The organism is Enterococcus avium ATCC 14025, from assembly GCF_000406965.1.
Taxonomy (GTDB): domain Bacteria; phylum Bacillota; class Bacilli; order Lactobacillales; family Enterococcaceae; genus Enterococcus_A; species Enterococcus_A avium.
This window is the reverse complement of the sequence record NZ_KE136357.1, coordinates 448,515-467,150: the sequence shown is the minus strand read 5'-3', so window position 1 is coordinate 467,150 and position 18,636 is coordinate 448,515. Positions and strand designations below refer to the sequence as shown.

Genomic DNA, 18,636 nt, shown 5'->3' with positions numbered 1-18,636 from the left:
CCTTCTATATCACTAGCGCGTAAATCGTTACAACCACACTGATCAATGCGATCAGCTGTAGGATAAATTTCCCATGAAAACTGCGTTTCATCATCATTAAATTCTTAATATCAACCATTGGACCAAAGACTAGGAAGGCAACAATCGCATTCGTACCGAATAAGCTTAGTAAAGAAGAGCCCACAAAAGCATCCGCTTCTGAACAAAGTGACATGGTAAAGGCTAAGACCAACATCACTAGAATGCCGACGATTTTTGAAGAGGTCAGCTGCAGCATGAATTGTGTCGGAAGAAAGACCTGCATTCCGCTGGCAATCAAGGCTCCAATGATTAGATATCGTCCAGTATCGAAAAATTCATCAATTCCGTGAATAAGCACTGACCAAATGTTGTTTTTTAAGTTTTTTCTAATTTTATTTTCGACGTGATGATCAGAATGCTCGCATAATTCGGATTTTAAGATTGGAGAACGATTAAAATAGGCGATCCATGAGCCTATGATCAAGGCGACAATGAAGCTTCCAAGAGCTCGCAGAAACGCAAACTTCATACTGTTGCCAAAAGCAATATAGGTTGAAAATAGAACGATCGGATTAATAATCGGTGCGGTTACCATAAAGGCAAATGCCGTATGCTCAGGAACTCCCTTTCGCATAAACTGTGTGACGATCGGCACGATGCCGCATTCACAGGATGGAAAAAAGAAGCCTAAAAAAGAACCTACTAGAATTGCTAGAAACTTATTGTTAGGCAGAATTTTTTGCACTCGTTCAGGGGTTAAATATACCTGCAGCGCTCCGGAAATGAGACATCCCAATAGAACAAAAGGAATCGCTTCAATGACGATTGACAAAAAAATTGTGCTCATTTGCAGAACCGAATGTGGTAGAAAATTAAACATGTGACGCCTCCAAATTTTTCGCTGTTCTAAGATATACTCTTTTTCGGCAAAAGACACAAGATTTTTTCAATTCACAAACTTTTTTTTACGCTTTTTTTATAGATTTTTTACTTTTGAGTATTAAAAAAGCCCACTCAAAAGAGCGGGCATGCACAAACTATTTTACAGCATCTTTTATTATGGCTGTTTTATCGCTTGTTCAAACTGGTCAAAAAACGCTTGAAATCAACGTTTAACAACGATTAAATTACGATAAAAAACGAGCTAGAACGAACTAGTTAGGATTTTTTGCCCCTTTTCTGCCCCTTTCATTCTTAATCTTTTGTTCGCTCGAAAATACGAACGTACATTCGTATAATAAGTTTATCAATTTAGAATAGAGTGATCGCATGCAGTCAATAACAGGAACAGTTATCAAAATTAAAATTTTAAAGATGTCGGAATGTCCCCTTGTCTTCTTTAAGTTAGATGATGTTAGTTGCTTGATTGCTGGTCACTCTTTGAATTTTCTAGCTGACGTAGAAGATGGCATGAATGTTGTAGTGGCTGGCGATTATAATAAGAGAAAACAATTCATTGTAAAAAAGTACGCTGTGATCGGAAAAACAAAAATTATGATGGAATTTGATATGGTAAAAGCCTGATTTTTCGGGCTTTTTAATTTACCAACATAAAACAACAAAAAAAAGGAGCTCCCGATTAGTCCAGGGCTCCAAGGATTATGAAAAAGTGTTTTAGGGTTGTTGGTGACTAAAGTATACAGCGAGCGGTTACATTTGACAAGATAGATTTACTCAAAAAAATAGAACGCCCGGTCGTTCGAGCGTTCTGAAGTAATGAAAAAAATGTTTTTAGGATATGAATAGTATACAATGAAACGGTTTCATGTGCAATGGGAAAATAACTTATCGTGGGCTAGAAATCTTTTCTCTTTTATTGATGTTGATCAACTATTTGTTGAGACTTGTTAGCTGTATCTTTTACATCTTGTTTAGCCTTGTTTAATTTATCAATATAAGCTTTTAAATTAGAATTTTCTTTGTTTGCACTTGCTAATTGTTGTTTAGTAGAATCCAGTTCTGCTTGCAAAGAATTTTTTTCACTGTTTAAAGTGTTAATCTGGTTATTTAGTGAATTAATGGTATTTTGTAAATCATTAGCTTTATTTTGTGCATCCTGCAATTTAGTATTAAATTCTTGGTTTTTCTGATTGATCTCTTGGTTTTTCTGCTCAATTTCCTTTAATTTATCTGCGATTTCTTGCTGTTTAGATTGAAGTTCTCCATTTTTACTATTTAATTGAGATTCTAAACTAGTTTTTTCTCCAGCTAATTGATTTTTTTCATTTTTCAAAGCTTCTAACTGTTGCTTGTAACTATCAATATCTTTTTGAAATTGAGTTAATTGGCCCTCTGTACTTGCTGATTTATTGGATAATTGTATGATTTTCTGTTCTTTATCTGATAATGAATCATTCAACTTATCTAAGTTATCATTGATGGTAGAAATATTCTGTTCCCCACCCCAGTTTAAAATACTGTCTGCATAATTTTTACCGGCTAAACCAATAAAAGCTATTACAATGATGAGTGTTACGACTACATATTTTTTCCTTTTCATTATTCAATTTTCTCCTTTCATATATAAAAGCGACATTGCAACTTTTATATATTAACGTTTTATCTATTGTTTCTCAATAACATTGTTTATTTATAAATAAATTTTAATATAAGCCTGCATACTATAATTAAATCGTGTTTAAAAATCAGGAACTGATATTGTAAGAAGATATTCAGTTGTCGGCAAGACAAGTATCATGCTAAAATTTGAATCAAGTAGATTCCAACGGAAGAAGGTATGAAATGAAGGCTGGCGAATTATTGAGACAACTAACTGCGAATCCTTTTCATGAGGAATACAAAGGAAATATATACACAAATGGGCAGTACCCTTATTCCACTGACTACTGCTAAGCCTGATGACGAAGGAAACCTAATATTTTTTCGCCAGAACAGAAAGGCTCCAATGAGCACTAAAACCTTATTCTCTATTTTGCTTCTTCATAAGAATAAGCAGATATTCTGCTGGAATAATCGAAAGATCGCAATATATAGCTACCGTGTTAATCGCGGGAAAATCATAGTGTAAAAAAGAAGCTCCCAGAGGAGCTCCGTTGTTTAAGGGTGTAAAAATAGGCTCTATAATATCTAGTGTTGGTGACGCCTTCTGTTGCCAATACTTTTTCTTTTTTCTAATAAACGCAAACAGACACCTTGAAATCCTTTAGAATAAAGTCGACGAAAACCATTCAAAGGAGTGTTTCAAGATGTCCTATTCAGAGTTTACCAAAGAGTTACTAGATATTCTAGACCTAAATCTTATCTTTCATGAAGATGCCTTTCGCAAAGAGCGAATCAATGACGAAACATGTTTTGTTTTTGATGGCACATTGACCTATCAACCAGAGGAATGCTTCCATTGTCACTATCAAAATAAGCAAACGATCATTAAATGGGGCTGGAAAAAAGTATCCATCTTATTGAATGATGTCAGTAACTACAAGACCATTCTGCGGATTAACAAACAGCGCTTCAAATGTAAACACTGTGGAAAGACTTTTTTAGCAGAAGATTCAGTTAGTGATCGTCGCTGCTCCATCGCCCGCAGAGTCAAACAAGCCATTCTTGAGCTATTAAGTGAGCCTATTTCTATGTCTTTGATTGCACGTATGAAGCACATTTCTCCGACCACTGTCATTCGAATACTTCGCAGCCTTCGGCCTAAAATTGTTTCTTTGAACCAGCCGTTACCAGAAGTAGTGTGTTTCGATGAATTCAAATCGGTGAAAAACGTCTCGGGAGCCATGAGCTTTGTCATGATGGACGGCAAGACCCATCAACTGATTGATATTGTGGAAAATCGGCAACTCAATCCTTTACGCGACTATTTCTTGCGCTACCCTAGAAAAGTCCGTGAACAAGTGCGTCTAGTGGTTTCAGATTTCTATACACCTTATCGCACATTGGTGAAAGAGTGTTTTCCGAATGCCCGAATCGTCGCCGATCGCTTTCATATTAGCCAACACATTGGTCGGGCTTTTACCAACCACCGAATTCAAGTAATGAAGACCTTTAAAAAAGGGGATCGTCGGTCGAAGCACTTAAAGAAATACTGGAGACTACTTCAAAAGAATGCGTGGGAATTGAAAGGTCAGCATCGCTACTGGCGTCCGTCATTTCGAGATCATCTGACAGAAGCAGAGATAGTCGATCGGCTATTATCTTATGATGATTCCTTAAAGCGAGGCTACGAAGTCTACCAGGATTTTCTTTCCGTTATCAGAAGACAAGATGTTCCTGAATTCGTCGCGCTCCTAAAAGAAGACTACAAGGAGTTGCCAAAGCACTACCAACCAGTGTTCACGACCTTCAAGAAATATCAAACAGAAATCAAACGAGCGTTGCGCGTTCCCTATTCCAACGGCCTATAGAATGTCTGAATAACCATATCAAAGTACTAAAACGAATTGCCTATGGCTTTAGAAACTTTCAAAACTACCGAGAACGAATCTTTTTATATCGAGGAAAATATTTTAAGAAAACTAAGAATACTACCCAACTGACTAAAGCCAGAACAACAACACGGCTAGACAAGATAGCTGTCTAGCCGTGTGAGTATCTCGATTATTCTATTGAATTTCTTCACCAACACTCATTGACGAAGAGCCTAAAAATATTGAGGAAATGATTCATCAGCTTTTACAATTAATTAGTTAATAGTACATTTTATTGAACCTCTCAAGACTGAAGTCACAAGTATTCTCGGCTTTTTAATAAAAATACCCAAATAATTAATTAGCATATTTTATTTGTTGTTTTTTCATTATCGGATATCTAATTAATTCCTCACCATTTAAATCTTCTTTATTCATATCTATGGCTGTGATTTGACTATCTTCATACGTACGATAATAATAAATTCCTTTATCTACATTACAACAAGAAGAATAAATAGTATATTCGTATTTTCCGTCACCAACATCACATAAACCTTTTTGTTGTTCTACTGAACCTAAGATATGGAAAAACTGGCTAATACTTTCTGATTCTGAATCTCCTGATAATGAGTTTAGTTTAGTAAATGTCGCTTTAACAAAACGAGAAACAGAAGATAAATCTCCAGGCAAACCTATTCCTCCCATCCCACGACTATAAGCGTTCAAACTAATTTGATCTGAAAAATTATTATTAGGTGTTTCACTCGACAATACACGATAATTGTTTAAATTAAATAATTGATAATCAAATGAAGGGTTATTTGTAAGGACTCCTACAGGATTATCATATATATGAAGCCCATCTTTCATACTTTCTATCACAATAGACTTTTCTTTATCAGCTAATAGCCAGTGTAAAGGAGATAGTGGAAGTTCTTCACTATAATTGATGTTTGCTAAATTGATATTCATTAATAAATCTTTAGCTTCATCTACTGTTGCACATTGTCCTAAAATCCAAGGAATAAATTCAAAAGGAGATACATTATCTTTTCCTTCTTGTATTTCTTTATAATCAGCATACCCAGAAAAATTTAATCCAGCCATACTCAAACCCTTTTCATTGGTACCATCATAATAAAGAGGATAGTCACTTATACCTGCGGCAATACCAATCATTGCATAATGCTTATCCAAATTATTTACCTTTCGAAAAACTAATTTATAATTTCTTGGAGTAACAGTGACTACTTCATTGTAAGATATTTCATAATCAAAATTCCTTCCAAAATAATGATCATTTGTAACATAAGTGATGGACGTACACATAAGTTATTCCCCCTAAATAATAGTTCATTTAACCCCATATTACTCCTAATAATTTCGTATATCAAAAGAAAAGCACATCGCATACAAAAAAACGTTTTCGTTTTTTATAAATTGACAATATTATGTACCCCATAGGACTCGAACCTACGACCGGACGGTTATGAGCCGTCTGCTCTAACCAACTGAGCTAAAGGTACAAGGAATTATTTGTGCAAACGCATACAAAGCGTTAGAATATAAACTAGGGATTCCTGAACTTCCCCACAGTCTCTTAAATTACTATCAATGATACTGTATCAGGAATCCCTATTTAGATAGTATTCGTATACTAGTTTTAGAGCAACTATTTAGCTTCAAAAATGAAAAGACTGACCGAGAAGCTAGTATCGGTCAGTCATTACGGTATATCGAGGTGCTACCTTCGATGCTATAAAACTATCATACACACTCCATCGGAGTCAATATTTTTTAATACTTAAATCCTTTAATATGGCTCGGGTCAATCTTCACGTCATTTGCTTTACCCATCTCCTGAATTTCTTTCAAGACGATTGGTGCGTCGTGATCGTTAAATCCTTCACCTTTGACGCGTACATCGTAAGTTCCGTAGCTATTAGCTTCTGCGTACGTTTGTCTATCCAACAATACATCTTTCAGGAAGTTGCGCATATGCCCTTCTATTTTTTTGCTTTGTTCATCATTAAGATTCCTAGCTTCAATTTTAATGATAGGTTTATCTCCATCAACAATCGCAATATTTTGCTGCATATAAGTTGGATAGTATGACTTTAGTTCTTGTTTCAAGCGATTTACAGCGTTCTCGTATTTCCACTTAGAATCACACGAGATTATTAAAGTATAAACCTTGTTCGGCTGAAACACTCGTTTTACTTGATCGCGCAATAAAGTCCATGCATATCGTGTTTGAATGCGTTGCACCATTTTAACCGCTTGATCTTTCGACACGTTGTCAATCGCGATACCGTTTTTATTTCCAGTTGCAGGTGTTGTTGTCGCTGTATTCGACGATGTTGAGCTAGATGCTCCAGTTTTTAAACGGTACGCATAAAAATAAGGACATCCGGCCATCACCCATCGTTGATCGTGATTAGCAATGATCGTAGTCATTTTCCAACCAGTGCATTCAATCCAGTTTTGATTATCTAGTGCTACGCCTGTATGACCGCCTGCCCCTGCAGAGTAACCCTTTTTCCCCCAAATAATTACATCGCCGCGTTGCATTGGAAAGTCTGTATTTTCTGCGATCTTTTCATACCCTAGCTTTAGAAGATAGTCATGTAGCGTTTCAGTGCTAGGAATATATCCATAGTTAAAACCACCAGATTCACGTAAAATACGATAAACAGAGCCTGAACAGTCGCATGTACCATCTGTGTAATAACGAGAACCATACATGCTGTAGTAGCAATTATTTACAAATTTTTGAACGACAGCTAATCCTTTTTCGATATTAATAGCCATTATTTTTTCTCCTCTCTTCCTTCTTTGACGTTTTCGATTTCTTTTGGTTGAGGTTGCAGACCAACATTTTTATCATCTGATTTTTCGTAAAGTTCCTTCGCTTTTTTCATGTCCATGTTACTCATTCCCTCCTAAATTCAATAATTTTGAAAACATTTGATGCAAGCCTGTAGAAGCTAAACCACTCACTGCGCCATAAACAATTGACTCCACATCTATACCGTTCATAACACCGCCCAAAATCGCTCCTAACGCTGCTACAATCAATGGGATATAAGCATTTGCTACTTTATTAAATAGCGGCGTAACCTTGATTACATACCCAACTATTAAACAGGCAACTACAATAACTGGTACAAAATTTTCTGTAATAAATGATAAATCCATAACTATTTTTCCTCCTTTAGTTTATTCGGCAAATCCAACACTTTTTTATACAGTGTTTCGCCAGTTCCGTTACCGCCAAGTTCTCGATATCCACGCCACAAGTACTCTAAATTTTCTAGATCATCTATAGAAATCCAACCCTGCTCCAAAAATTCGGAGCATTGCTTATAAATTTTGTCATGCAGAATGGCTACATTCGCATATTCCAAACGTTTGAATCTATTTTCCGTTTGATCCTTATTTCCCTTGACCGCTTTATAAATACTGTGGAAAATCTTTAAGAATCCCCCTAATCCAATTGCCATCAAGAAACTGTTAATTTCCAGAAATTTTTCTAACACATGCTTTCCGCCTTCCTTTCAATAAATAATTGAAAAAGCACACTCGAAAGTGTGCTAAATCGTTGCTTATTTATCTATGCTAATTTGATAACTGTAATAGTTTTTGTGCCAACACTCGTGAAACTGCCGGTAATATTGGTTTCAATACCTGCAGAAAACTCATCTCCTGCATTCGCTGTGTTTACACACTGCCCTGTGCCGTCCCATCTATTCTTGAGTGCATCTACCCCTTGACCAGTCACTCGATCATTGTTGCCGGCACGAGAGCCATTCTTTAACAAATTGAAATACAGGTAACCATTTGTTTGTGTGCCTATTTGATACCACGTGTGAATGATAAATAAATACGTACCAGCTTTTTGGATTTTAATCCGACCATTGGACGCTCTCTCTGCCACTGGGTCATCTGGCCGCATGTGTAGCACTTGAGTTCCTGATTTGACCTCTTTCCCATGAATTCCACTACCAGTTATTTGTCCTTGCTCCCCATTGAAAACACTCATGTTAAATGCACCAAAACCACCTGATACATTTAAATCATCTAACTTTTTATCAAGCGTCTTAGGACTAACAATTTTATCCCTTGCTTCCCCTGCGTTTACTTCTTCCTGCGTCGCTATACGCTTATCTACATGCTGCTTTACACCCATTGGCGTAATAAATTTATTTCCTGCAAGCCCCTGTTCCGCATCAGTCTGATTGGCAGTAGCGTAGTTGTCGACGTTACCGAGGTTAACTTGAGCCTTCGTTACGGAATGCGGATTCGTTTTATCAGCAACATGACTATTGAACTCCGTTTTACTGGCTTGCTCCACATTTGATACGTTTCCTAGTCCAACTTGGCTTTTGGTAACTCCATGAGGATTGGTTTTATTTGATGTATGGGAGGTAAGATCAGTTTTAGGCGCTTGTTCAACATTGGTCACGTTTCCTAAGCCAACTTGGGCTTTTGTTACCTTGTGCGGATTAGTCGTATCTTTATCATGTTCATCCAATCCGTCCTCTAAATGATTGATTCTTTCAGCAGTAACTACTGCTCCCGCCTGAATATTTTGTTCCTCTGTTTTATTGTCATCATAAGGAATCCAAGTTTGTTTTTCATAAGCCATTTACTCACCTTCTCGTAATATATATTTTGAAGAAACTTTCATTCCTTCAATCGCCCTTAGGGGCTATTCCTAATATGTTTAAATAAAATAACGATTACTACTTGGATACTGTAGGATATTCCTGAATAATAAGTCTTGGAAAGGACTTACGGGAAGACGCTATCACCTTCTGCAGTTTTACTGCGACAGAAAGTCTGTGACCCGAACCGTTGGTATAACCTCCAACACACTAGCTGAGTCCATTGACCTCTACCAATCCTAGTAGAGATTGGGTGGCTTAGAGGTTTAATGAATGAAACTCTATTATGCGAGGCTGTCGTTAGACAACGTGATTCTGGGATATCCCACAGTACCCAAGCAATTTCCGAATAATCAACGAAAGGAGGTCCTTCCACATGAAACTATTTGTCGGTTTAGACGTTAGTTCTGAAAAATTAGATGCTTGCTTTATGACAGACGATTCAATTTGCTCTGTTTTAAAAGAAGCATCTTATGGAAATAGTCAACTTGGCGCAAGCCAGATCAAAGAATACATTCTCGAATTTTCTCAAAAATTTGAGATAGAGAGCTTAGTGATTGGAATGGAGGCCACATCTTTATATAGCTTTCATCCAGCTATGTTTTTTAAAGAAGATCTTGAGTTAAATCAATTGAACCTTATGGTTTCAGTTGAACAACCAAATAAAATTAAAAAGTATCGTGATATTTTTGAAGAAAACAAAAACGATCAAATTGATGCTTTTTATATCGCTGACTATTTTCGCATCCAAAGGCAAGTCAACTCCATCATTAAAGAGGAAGAATACCTTGCCCTCCAACACTTAACTAGAACGCGTTATCAGCTAATTAAACAGCTGGTTCGTACAAAGCAACACTTTATCGAAAACATTTATTATAAATGCAACACGCTTTCTAAAGAACTAAAAGCAGAAGGTGGATCCGTTTTAAGTGCCACATTAGTAACTCTAATGACGGAAGATTACACAATGGACCAACTTGCCGAACTGTCATTAGAAGAGTTTGCGAACCTAATTCAAAAACTAGGGAAGTATCGTTTTAAAAATCCCGAAGGAATTGCAAAGGCAATTTCTAAAGCCATACGTAGTTCCTACCGGTTAGGAAAAGTCCATCAGGACTCTGTAGATATTGTTTTGGGTGTTCTAGCCAAAGAAATTCGTAGTCTTGAAAAGTTAATTAAAGACTTAGACAAAGCCATTGACGATTTAGTCGTTGTGCTACCTGAATATCAATGTTTAACCAGTATTCCAGGAATCGGTCCTGTTTATGCTGCGGGTATACTCGCTGAAATTGGCCCTATCAATCGCTTTTCAGATGAAAGCAAATTGGCTAAATATGCCGGTTTATATTGGCGACAGAACCAATCAGGTAACTCTGAGTATGAAAATACTCCTATGGCCAAACGAGGCAATCGTTATCTCCGTTATTATCTAGTTGAAGCCACCAACTCCGTAAGGAGATACGAGCCTGAGTACCATGCGTATTATAAGAAAAAATACGCTGAAACACCCAAGCATAAACACAAACGAGCCATCGTACTAACCGCAAGAAAATTTACGCGTCTGGTGGATACGCTACTACGTAACCATCAACTCTATATGCCACCAAGGAGCGTGATAGATAAATAACAGTATGTTATTGACGCTAATCCTTGGAAGTACCCGAAAAAATTTTTAATTTTGGTCGGGTTTAGTTCAGTGCGCTTCAAAAATTAACTACCTTTAAAAATCTTTTGAAAAATTATCTTGACTTATTACCACTAGACTTTTGTAACGTTTTGTTTATTAATCGAAACCTGATCAAGAGCTACTTTTAGTGAAGCATTTTCCAACTCTACTTGAGACAGTCTTTTTAATAATTGATCAATAACGCTTTCCGCATTTACTTCAAAACCATCCTTATTCATTTAATTCACCTTCTCGTAATTTAATATTTGATTAGAGTTTTTCTCTGTCATGTCAGTAATACTTATTGGATATTGAAGCAAATTTGGCGCTTTATCGTTATTGCTGGATAGAGTTTCCAAATAAAATTCTTCGTATCCTTTTCTATAAGCTACTATTTGCCAACTAAATTCTATGTTAGGTTTGTCAGACTTAACCATGAAACGATCACGCTCTAAATGGCACGCATGAACATTTGCATTCTCATATGGTGTAACAAAAACATGATAGTTTCTTGAATCAGTATTGATTGTTTCTAAAAATATTGGTTCAATTTCAATCTCTATAAACCCATTTTCATCAGTAATTGCCTTACCATATGTCGCAAATAAATATTCTGGTGTTTCATAAGCATATAGCAAACGCTCACCAAAATTTTCAGTCCTTACAATGGAGCTTTTTGTCCCATACACATAAAATGATTTATCAACTGAAGCATCGCTCATGATTCTTGCCGATGTTCCTCTCAATTGGATTGAGTTGTTTGTCATAAAGCTCATTATGCCTTCAGTATTTATTGAAAAACCAGTATTCGTTAAGTTCAGATATTTGTTACCTCCAATATCTGCTCTGAACGAATTGTTACGTAAATACAAATTTCTATATGTCCCATTGTCGTTCGTACTATAAGAAAAACCAGTTCGTTCAACACTAAAACTTAAAGTATTCCCAGTTGATGAATAAAGACTTAATCTATCTAAATCAAGGTTTAATTGCATATTGCTGGTTGAACCATATGCAGTGATAAAATTCCTATTCAGTTTATTGCTTTTCAAATTGAAGGTTCCGCCGTCTTCAACTGCAAAATACATGACACCTTCATTTTGATTTCTGATCGCACTATATATTTCGAATACTTTTTTTCCATCAGACTTTCTGTTCCACCGAATTGCTCCGTTATCTAAGGTCATATTATAATCCGTACCAGTTGACGTGATTTTAGATCCTGTTATAGTCGCCCCTTTAATCGTTATAGCATTCAACGTTCCAGTGGATATAGATGAAGCGTCAAGATTGACGACTCTTATTTTAGAAGCATCTAGAGTACCAACACTAATTGTTCCAGCATCAACTGATCCAATCATTGCCGATGTGATTATAGCTTTGTCAATCTTCGTCTCGTTAGTTAGCCATAATTTTGCGCCTTTAATTTTCAGCCACTCTTTACCATCCATCTCATCACTCAGATTAATGGTTTTAACTATTTCATCTTTAGGAGTCGAGTTTTCAATTTGCTCTTTGATACTTTCCTCTAAAGCGGTGGATGTCGTCATTACCCACTCGAATACTCCAGGTGCCGTTTGCTTATAAACCCATATCTCATCATCTGGTCCATTCTTTTTAAACCAGATGTCGCCTTCTTTTGGATTTGTCGGTTCCTCTGTTCCTTCATAAACATTGTTCTTGCCAGCTGCATCGATTCTATAATCGATGTCATCAAGCTTTTGTTGCAACGGTCCTTTGAATGATGAGACGTTAGCTGAATAAGCTTTAGTGTCAGCACTAATAGTTGAACTGAAACCACCGTCGAAAGACATCGTATAATTTAGAACAGGAGATTTAAATTTATTTCCCTCTCTATCTGTCATAGTTACCCAGTCTCCAACCTCTAAAGCTGGATTCCCTCGCCACTTCAAACTGATTGGGTAAAAATTGATGTATCTTATTTTCTGGAAAACATCATCTAATAAAATCTGAGTCATCGCATTATTTTCCAGAGAAATCTGCGCACCATTTGTTGACCCTGATTGAAGAATAACTGTTTCATTACTAGATTCATTAGTTTGGTTAACAACTTTACATGTAATCCCTCTAGGTTGATAAAGTAATTCACTTTTTACAAGGCCTTTTAAAAAGTATTCATTTGGTTCAATCTTAAAGTTCGGGTCTGCTAGTTTTCGAATTGACAGTCTACCTTCTCTATCAAAACAAACAAACCCACCTTCAAATTGTCCGACTAAACCTATTGCTTGCCGATATGTGTATCCCTCAAACTTATTTATCGTGTAATTACTCAAATGGTTAAACGAAACAGGATCGATAATACTTCCACTTTTGTTTGCTATTTCTAAAGCAATGTCTGCTAATTTTGTTGGATATTTCAACTCGGACTCATATTTGTCTTCCAAAAAAATAAATCCGTCTCTAGCTTCAACAGTTGTAGTCTTTTCATTCCTGTCGGGATCAACTCGACCACTAATGTAAAACGTTCCTAGAGGAACAAATTCATATCTATCGGGAACATAGCTCACCAATCTTGCTCTTCCAACTTTTGCTCGATCAACTTTTGAAACATGATTGATATTTGATGGCAAGCCGGTTCCTCTTATTTTAAATCCTACTTCTACCTTGATCTCGTCTAGTTCTTTTAACCCTTCAATAATTTCAGAAAAAACAATTTTAACTGTGGCTGATTGCGTTGACCCAATCTGGAAACTTTCTCCTCCCAAGGCCCCCATTGAATAATCAATTTTCTTTATTTTATCTTTAAGATATATGACTTTATCATTAACAATGATGCGTGCAAAAGCTTCCCTTTCTTTATCTTTACAGGCTTCAAAGAATTCATTTGAAACTATCAGCATTCAGTATTCACCTACTTTTCAATTAACGATACGGACAAGCCTTGCCACATCATCTTCGAGAATTTTTCATTCCAAGAGTAAACAGGTACTACTCTATCACCACAGTAAAATGTTTTTGTAATCAATCCTGCCTCCTGTGGGTCAAAATACCTTACTGTAAAAAAGGCAGAATCAATTAAACGCAAAATTAAAGAGACCTCTGAAATTTCCAAAGGTCCCCATTTTACATCTAATTTAGTTTTTCTTCCGAGAATATCGCGAACCATATCTCCATTAGCATTTCTTCCGCTAGAACCACTGTCTAAGGTTTGTATGCTGACAGATAATTCTTTTGGTGTTACTACATTTGACCCTGATATCAAGAAATCCATTAGCTCATCTCCTTATAAGTTTAGTTCTACATTTCCTATCTGTTCATGATACTGATTAATGCCTCGTACAGTTACTTGTCCTAATCTAGTTGAATCTACCTCTAGAACAACTTCCAAGGGCCCGTCGTTCCCCTTCAGATCCAAATTAGAGAGCGCGTTAATAATGGCATTCGCGATTGTATTACCAAGACTTGAAAGTAGATTATCTGATAAGTTTTCCATCCCATTACCAGTAATAGAAAAACCTTTATTCTTTTTACCAGATGAACTTGAACCAGTATAACTATCAGATGAATCTCTAAATACTTCTGGCATTGTTAAATCAGGGATACCATCATACCCCATGAAATCAAGCGCTTCGTTGATTCTTTGAAAGGCTAGTTCTGGCTTAGTTACTGGAACAACCCATTCAGTGTTATTGCCTTCAGACATTTTGTACCAGCCAAACTGATCTACTCTACCTCCGTTAGCAAATCCCTTTTTCTTACTTTCGTTTTCTCGATCGAGTCTGAATAGTTCAGAAATACGATCACTCACGACACGAAAAGCACTTGATTTAATTCTCTTAGCCGCGCCTAGAGCCATCGAAGCTCCTGGTTCAGGTATACCTGCTACATCAACGAATTTTTCGAATGCTCGATCTAATAAAGCACTCGGACTTATCGAACCAAAGAAATTCTTAACACTGTCGATTAATCCACCTTTATAGTGAGGAATATTATTCATAAAGTTATTGGTGTCCCTACCATTTAGGACTTGGGTACCTTTGGGAAGGTTAACCATGTAATCCTTTTGTTTAGGGAACATGCCAATCTGACCACTTGGCAACTTATACATCTCACGCCAATTGCTGCCATCTCCGTCATTTACCATAGCTAATCCGCCTGGATGAAAACTCGTCCCAGTTGCATAACTGAAATATGGTACGTGCCAAGAAGATAATCGCCAACCTGCACCTAAACTACTCATAACCCAGTTAACTCCAGAGATAATGCCATTAACACCTTTTCCTATTCCAGAGGCTAATCCATTGGCAATATTGTTCATGGCTTGTTTAATCGTATTAAGACCGCTAGACAGGCCTTTTGCAATATCACCAGGTAAATCGGACGCCCATCCCCCTACTTTCTTAAAGACTTCTGAAGCTGTAGTTTTTATTGAATTTAAATGTCCTCCGACTCCATCCTTCAAACTTGAAAATGCAGAAACAGCTTTACTTTTAGCTGTCTCTGCACCAGACCTAACCGCTTCAGCTGCGCTGTTCATTTTCGAACCAGCAGTTGAACGTATTTCTTCAAATTTAGTTGAAGTGGAATTCTTTAAATCAGACCATTTGCTAGAAACCCAATCTTTTGCTTGACCTGCTTTATCGCGAACTGTATTTGCAGTATTCGTAAATTTATCTTTAGCGGCGGTATAAATTTCACCTGCTTTACTAGTCACAGCATCTTTCGCTGCATTCCATTTTTCCGAAGTCCAATTTTTGACATTATTCCAAGCATTAGATGTTGCCGTCTTTATACCTTCCCATTTTTCACCGATCCAGTCTTTCAACTGGCTAGCTTTCTCTTTGATGGTATCCCAATTTTGCCAAAGAGCTACGCCTACTGCTATGGCTGCAGCAGCTGCAACGGTTAATGGTCCACCTAAAAAGGCAATTAATCCGCCAATCGCAGTTCCTACTGCTGAAAGAACTCCCGATAAACCACCAATAGCACTCAATCCAGCGAAAAGTCCTCCAACTATTTCTATTACAGTTGAAAGAGCACTAATTACCTTCAGAGCGGCAACAAATGTTCCGAAAACCGTTACAAAAGCTGAAAACCCTTCTTGATGTTCAGTTATCCAATTCCCAATACCCGAAAGAGCGTCACCTAGTTTTTTCAATACATCAACGATTACTCCTCCAGTCCATTCAGCAATTGGTTTGAGCATGGAATTCCAAAAGAAATCAAAAGCAGGTTTACATCCATTGATTATCCCGTTAAGTGCATCTAGTGCACCACTTAATGCTTTAAGAAATGCTGGAATTAAATCTTGAATTGTGTATTTGGCTAAAGGAAGTAGAACGTTATTATAAAACCATTCCAACCCATCTCCAATGTTTTTTGTCAATGGTTGTATTGATTTAAGTAACCCATTAATAGAATTAAGGAGTGGACGGAAGTCAAGAGTCTTAGCCCACTCTGCAGTCGCTCCTGTCATTCGTTTGATTGTCCCAAGGACTGTGTCAATTATCTTCATAATCCCTTCGAAGATTGTTTGACCTCGGTTATTTTCATCCCATGCCTCTCGAAAGCTTTTTGCCAGATTTCCAACAGTATTGAAAATATTCGTAATGATCTCCATGATATTAGCTAGAATACTTTCGCCAATTCCCGAAGCAAAAGCCTTGTCAAATGCTGTCATGATTGAATTGATTAGCTTAAGAACTTCTGATAACGCGTTAAAGATAGCTTGAATGATCGCCGTCCCTCGACCGTTGTCGTTCCAAGCATTTTGAAATACTTTACCTATAGTTTCTATTAAATGAAATAGCTTAGTATAGAATTCTATCAATTGTCTTGCAAGCTCTACCCCAGTGCCATTATTCCAAACTTCTCGGAATGACTCCGCGATATCATGCAAGACTTCTAACCACTGATTTAAGGCATTAAATATTTGCTGAATCAATTTAGTGCCTCGGCCGTTTTCTTCCCAAGCAATTCTAAAAGCCCTTGCAATATCACCAATGATATAAAGAACATCGCCCAATAATACTAAAAGATTTTCTACAAACTTTTGTCCGGTTCCATTAGTCCATACCTCCAAGAATGATTTACCAATTGCCTTAATCAATTTTCCAATTTCAGATAATGAATACTTGAACGCATCCATAACACGTTTTCCCTGAGCGTCCCAAGCTTTCTTTATTGGATCAAAGAGTTTTGACATGATGTCTTTAAATTTCTTGGCAAAATCCGTTAACCATTTCGGAGTTTCTGGAACTGCTGCTGATCCAAAGTCAGCCCATGGATCAGAACCAGATCCATTCGGATTCTTCGGTCTTGTTGGAATTTCCTGAGGAATGAACTCATTTGATTCGTCGTCAGAGTCATCACTGAAATCCAAAATGTTTAATTCATCAAACCCAGCTAAAAGACGTTTATATTCTTTTGCTTTTTTTCGAGCTGCTTCCGTTCTATCATGCTGATCTTTAAGTTGCTTATTTGAATCCTTAATGGATTGAGCCATCTCATCGTATCCATCTGATGCATCAGATGCAGCACTTCCAGTATCATCTAAAGCTTGGACATTGTTCATTAGTCCCTGAGCACCGTTGAATGCATCACCGATGTTCATTCCGAAAAGTGTGGATATAAATCCAGCAATATAGCCAGTAACTTTAGCTAAGGCCGACATCAAAGCATTTATCGCTGGCAAAGCTGCTTGGTAAATTGGATAAAATGCAGTTAGTAAATTGACCTTAATTTGATTTAAACTAGCTGAAAACTGTGCGTTAGTCTGTAACGCTTTAAAAAGCCCGCCAGCTAGAGTCATGATTCCTTGGTATAAGAACGTGAACAAGAATAACTGCGACCATAGCATCTTCATGGAGCGTCCAAAACCACCCATGCCTTGAGCCATTCTAGATGTTCCGCTAGTGACTTGTTTCGATTGTCTGTCAAATAAACTTCCAAATCTACCAATAGAATTACTCATCATATTTTTGAAACGTGAAAAGAGTCCTTCTGATTGTTTCGTGGAACCCGACAGATTCCTCATTCCATTTGCTGCCATACGAGCTTTTACAGGTTGCTCGCCAAGTTCCGTATTTACACTAGACAACGCTGTCTTTAGAACGCCAGAACGATCTTCCAACTGAGCATATGAACGTTGCAAAGCATCATTGTCTGCAATCAATTTCTCCATTTTTGCTGATTGTTTAGAAATAGTTTCAGCGGTTTTGGTCGATTGTGGTGTATCTTGAATCCCTGTAGATTTCCACTTTCCAGATGCGAAACTTCCTGTTTCTGTTTGCTGCATCTTCATTTCATTTTTCAGAGCCTTAACTTTAGCTCTCATAGCTTCAATCTGCCGCTCATTGCCTTCCATCTTAGCTGAAATGTTAGACAGAGAATTAGGGATAGCATCATATTCGGATTTTAATCCGCGCACAATCGCTTGTGCTTGTTGTTGCGACTTGTTCATCTGAATTTGAGCTTTTGAAATTTGTTCGCCTATTCTCGATTCACTTTTAGTATCCCCAGACAACCGCGCACCATTTTTATTAGCCTGCAAGTTGGCAATTCGTTGTTGTGCTGCTTTGGCTTGCTGCATTTGCGTGTTCACTTTATCAACTGCGGTTTGAACATCTTTTGTCATTTTAACAGCGCCTTTGGATACTCCAGCAGAAAGTGACTTCCCAACTTCTTCGCCATTTTTTGACGCCGATTGATTCATTCTCTTCAGCATAGAATCAAAATTTGAATTCATTTTCTCGAATTGTTTGGTAAATTTATCGAACCCTTTTGAATCAGATAAGTTTTTTTCTACAGCTTCCATCCCTTGACCAGATGAACTCTTGACTCGGCTCATCATAGAATCCATCTTTTGTTCAAATCGTGCGACCTTTTCCTCAATGGGGTTCAAGTCACCATCAAAAACGACTTCAAGTCTATCCAGCTCCATGAT

13 protein-coding genes, 1 tRNA gene and 1 pseudogene are annotated in these 18,636 nt (G+C 37.1%); 3 read left to right on the top strand and 12 right to left on the bottom strand.

All coding sequences use genetic code 11. The annotated features are described in order from the left end of the window. Window positions 1–4: 4 nt before the first annotated feature. Window positions 5–901 (bottom strand): permease, encoded by an 897-nt coding sequence (locus tag OMU_RS02250; RefSeq protein WP_016178335.1) that lies wholly within the window; start codon window positions 899–901, stop codon window positions 5–7. A gap of 389 nt (window positions 902–1,290) precedes the next feature. On the opposite strand from OMU_RS02250, the gene OMU_RS02245 reads away from it, so the two are divergent. Next, window positions 1,291–1,545 carry a hypothetical protein gene (locus OMU_RS02245; protein ID WP_010743567.1) on the top strand — a complete coding sequence of 85 codons (255 nt, stop codon included), beginning with the start codon at window positions 1,291–1,293 and terminating at the stop codon, window positions 1,543–1,545. Between the two features lie 289 nt (window positions 1,546–1,834). Here the strand turns inward: OMU_RS02245 and OMU_RS02240 are convergent, their stop codons facing one another. Next, window positions 1,835–2,521 carry a hypothetical protein gene (locus OMU_RS02240; protein ID WP_010743569.1) on the bottom strand — a complete coding sequence of 229 codons (687 nt, stop codon included), beginning with the start codon at window positions 2,519–2,521 and terminating at the stop codon, window positions 1,835–1,837. A gap of 706 nt (window positions 2,522–3,227) precedes the next feature. Here OMU_RS02240 and OMU_RS02235 point away from each other — a divergent pair. Continuing rightward, window positions 3,228–4,567, top strand: a pseudogene (locus tag OMU_RS02235) (ISL3 family transposase). A 184-nt stretch (window positions 4,568–4,751) separates the two neighbouring features. Here the strand turns inward: OMU_RS02235 and bsh are convergent. The 6 genes from bsh to OMU_RS02205 all read right to left on the bottom strand — a co-directional run bounded on the left by bsh (window position 4,752) and on the right by OMU_RS02205 (window position 9,045). Continuing rightward, window positions 4,752–5,726, bottom strand: a complete 975-nt coding sequence (bsh, locus tag OMU_RS02230; protein ID WP_010743572.1) for a choloylglycine hydrolase — start codon at window positions 5,724–5,726, stop codon at window positions 4,752–4,754. Between the two features lie 123 nt (window positions 5,727–5,849). After that, window positions 5,850–5,923 (bottom strand) — tRNA-Ile (locus tag OMU_RS02225). 271 nt (window positions 5,924–6,194) lie between these two features. Further along, window positions 6,195–7,208 carry a peptidoglycan amidohydrolase family protein gene (locus OMU_RS02220; protein ID WP_010743573.1) on the bottom strand — a complete coding sequence of 338 codons (1,014 nt, stop codon included), beginning with the start codon at window positions 7,206–7,208 and terminating at the stop codon, window positions 6,195–6,197. Window positions 7,209–7,325: 117 nt separating this feature from the next. Further along, a complete protein-coding gene (locus OMU_RS02215; RefSeq protein ID WP_016178333.1) occupies window positions 7,326–7,595 on the bottom strand; it encodes a phage holin family protein in 270 nt (89 codons plus the stop codon). Between the two features lie 2 nt (window positions 7,596–7,597). After that, on the bottom strand, window positions 7,598–7,936 hold the full coding sequence (locus OMU_RS02210) for a hypothetical protein (protein WP_016178332.1): 339 nt from the start codon (window positions 7,934–7,936) through the stop codon (window positions 7,598–7,600). A 74-nt stretch (window positions 7,937–8,010) separates the two neighbouring features. Then, on the bottom strand, window positions 8,011–9,045 hold the full coding sequence (locus OMU_RS02205; protein WP_016178331.1) for a hypothetical protein: 1,035 nt from the start codon (window positions 9,043–9,045) through the stop codon (window positions 8,011–8,013). Window positions 9,046–9,440: 395 nt separating this feature from the next. On the opposite strand from OMU_RS02205, the gene OMU_RS02200 reads away from it, so the two are divergent. Beyond that, on the top strand, window positions 9,441–10,691 hold the full coding sequence (locus OMU_RS02200) for an IS110 family RNA-guided transposase (RefSeq protein WP_016178330.1): 1,251 nt from the start codon (window positions 9,441–9,443) through the stop codon (window positions 10,689–10,691). 131 nt (window positions 10,692–10,822) lie between these two features. On the opposite strand, the gene OMU_RS23305 is transcribed toward OMU_RS02200, so the two are convergent. Genes OMU_RS23305 through OMU_RS02185 form a run of 4 tightly spaced genes read right to left on the bottom strand, consistent with a single transcriptional unit; the run spans window position 10,823 to window position 18,633 of the window. Next, the gene (locus OMU_RS23305) at window positions 10,823–10,969 is read right to left on the bottom strand and encodes a hypothetical protein (protein WP_016178329.1); all 147 of its coding nucleotides are present in this window, start codon (window positions 10,967–10,969) and stop codon (window positions 10,823–10,825) included. Next, window positions 10,970–13,591 carry a hypothetical protein gene (locus tag OMU_RS02195; protein WP_016178328.1) on the bottom strand — a complete coding sequence of 874 codons (2,622 nt, stop codon included), beginning with the start codon at window positions 13,589–13,591 and terminating at the stop codon, window positions 10,970–10,972. Between the two features lie 11 nt (window positions 13,592–13,602). After that, window positions 13,603–13,962 (bottom strand): DUF6711 family protein, encoded by a 360-nt coding sequence (locus OMU_RS02190; RefSeq protein WP_016178327.1) that lies wholly within the window; start codon window positions 13,960–13,962, stop codon window positions 13,603–13,605. Window positions 13,963–13,974: 12 nt separating this feature from the next. After that, window positions 13,975–18,633 (bottom strand): hypothetical protein, encoded by a 4,659-nt coding sequence (locus tag OMU_RS02185; RefSeq protein ID WP_016178326.1) that lies wholly within the window; start codon window positions 18,631–18,633, stop codon window positions 13,975–13,977. Window positions 18,634–18,636 lie beyond the last annotated feature (3 nt).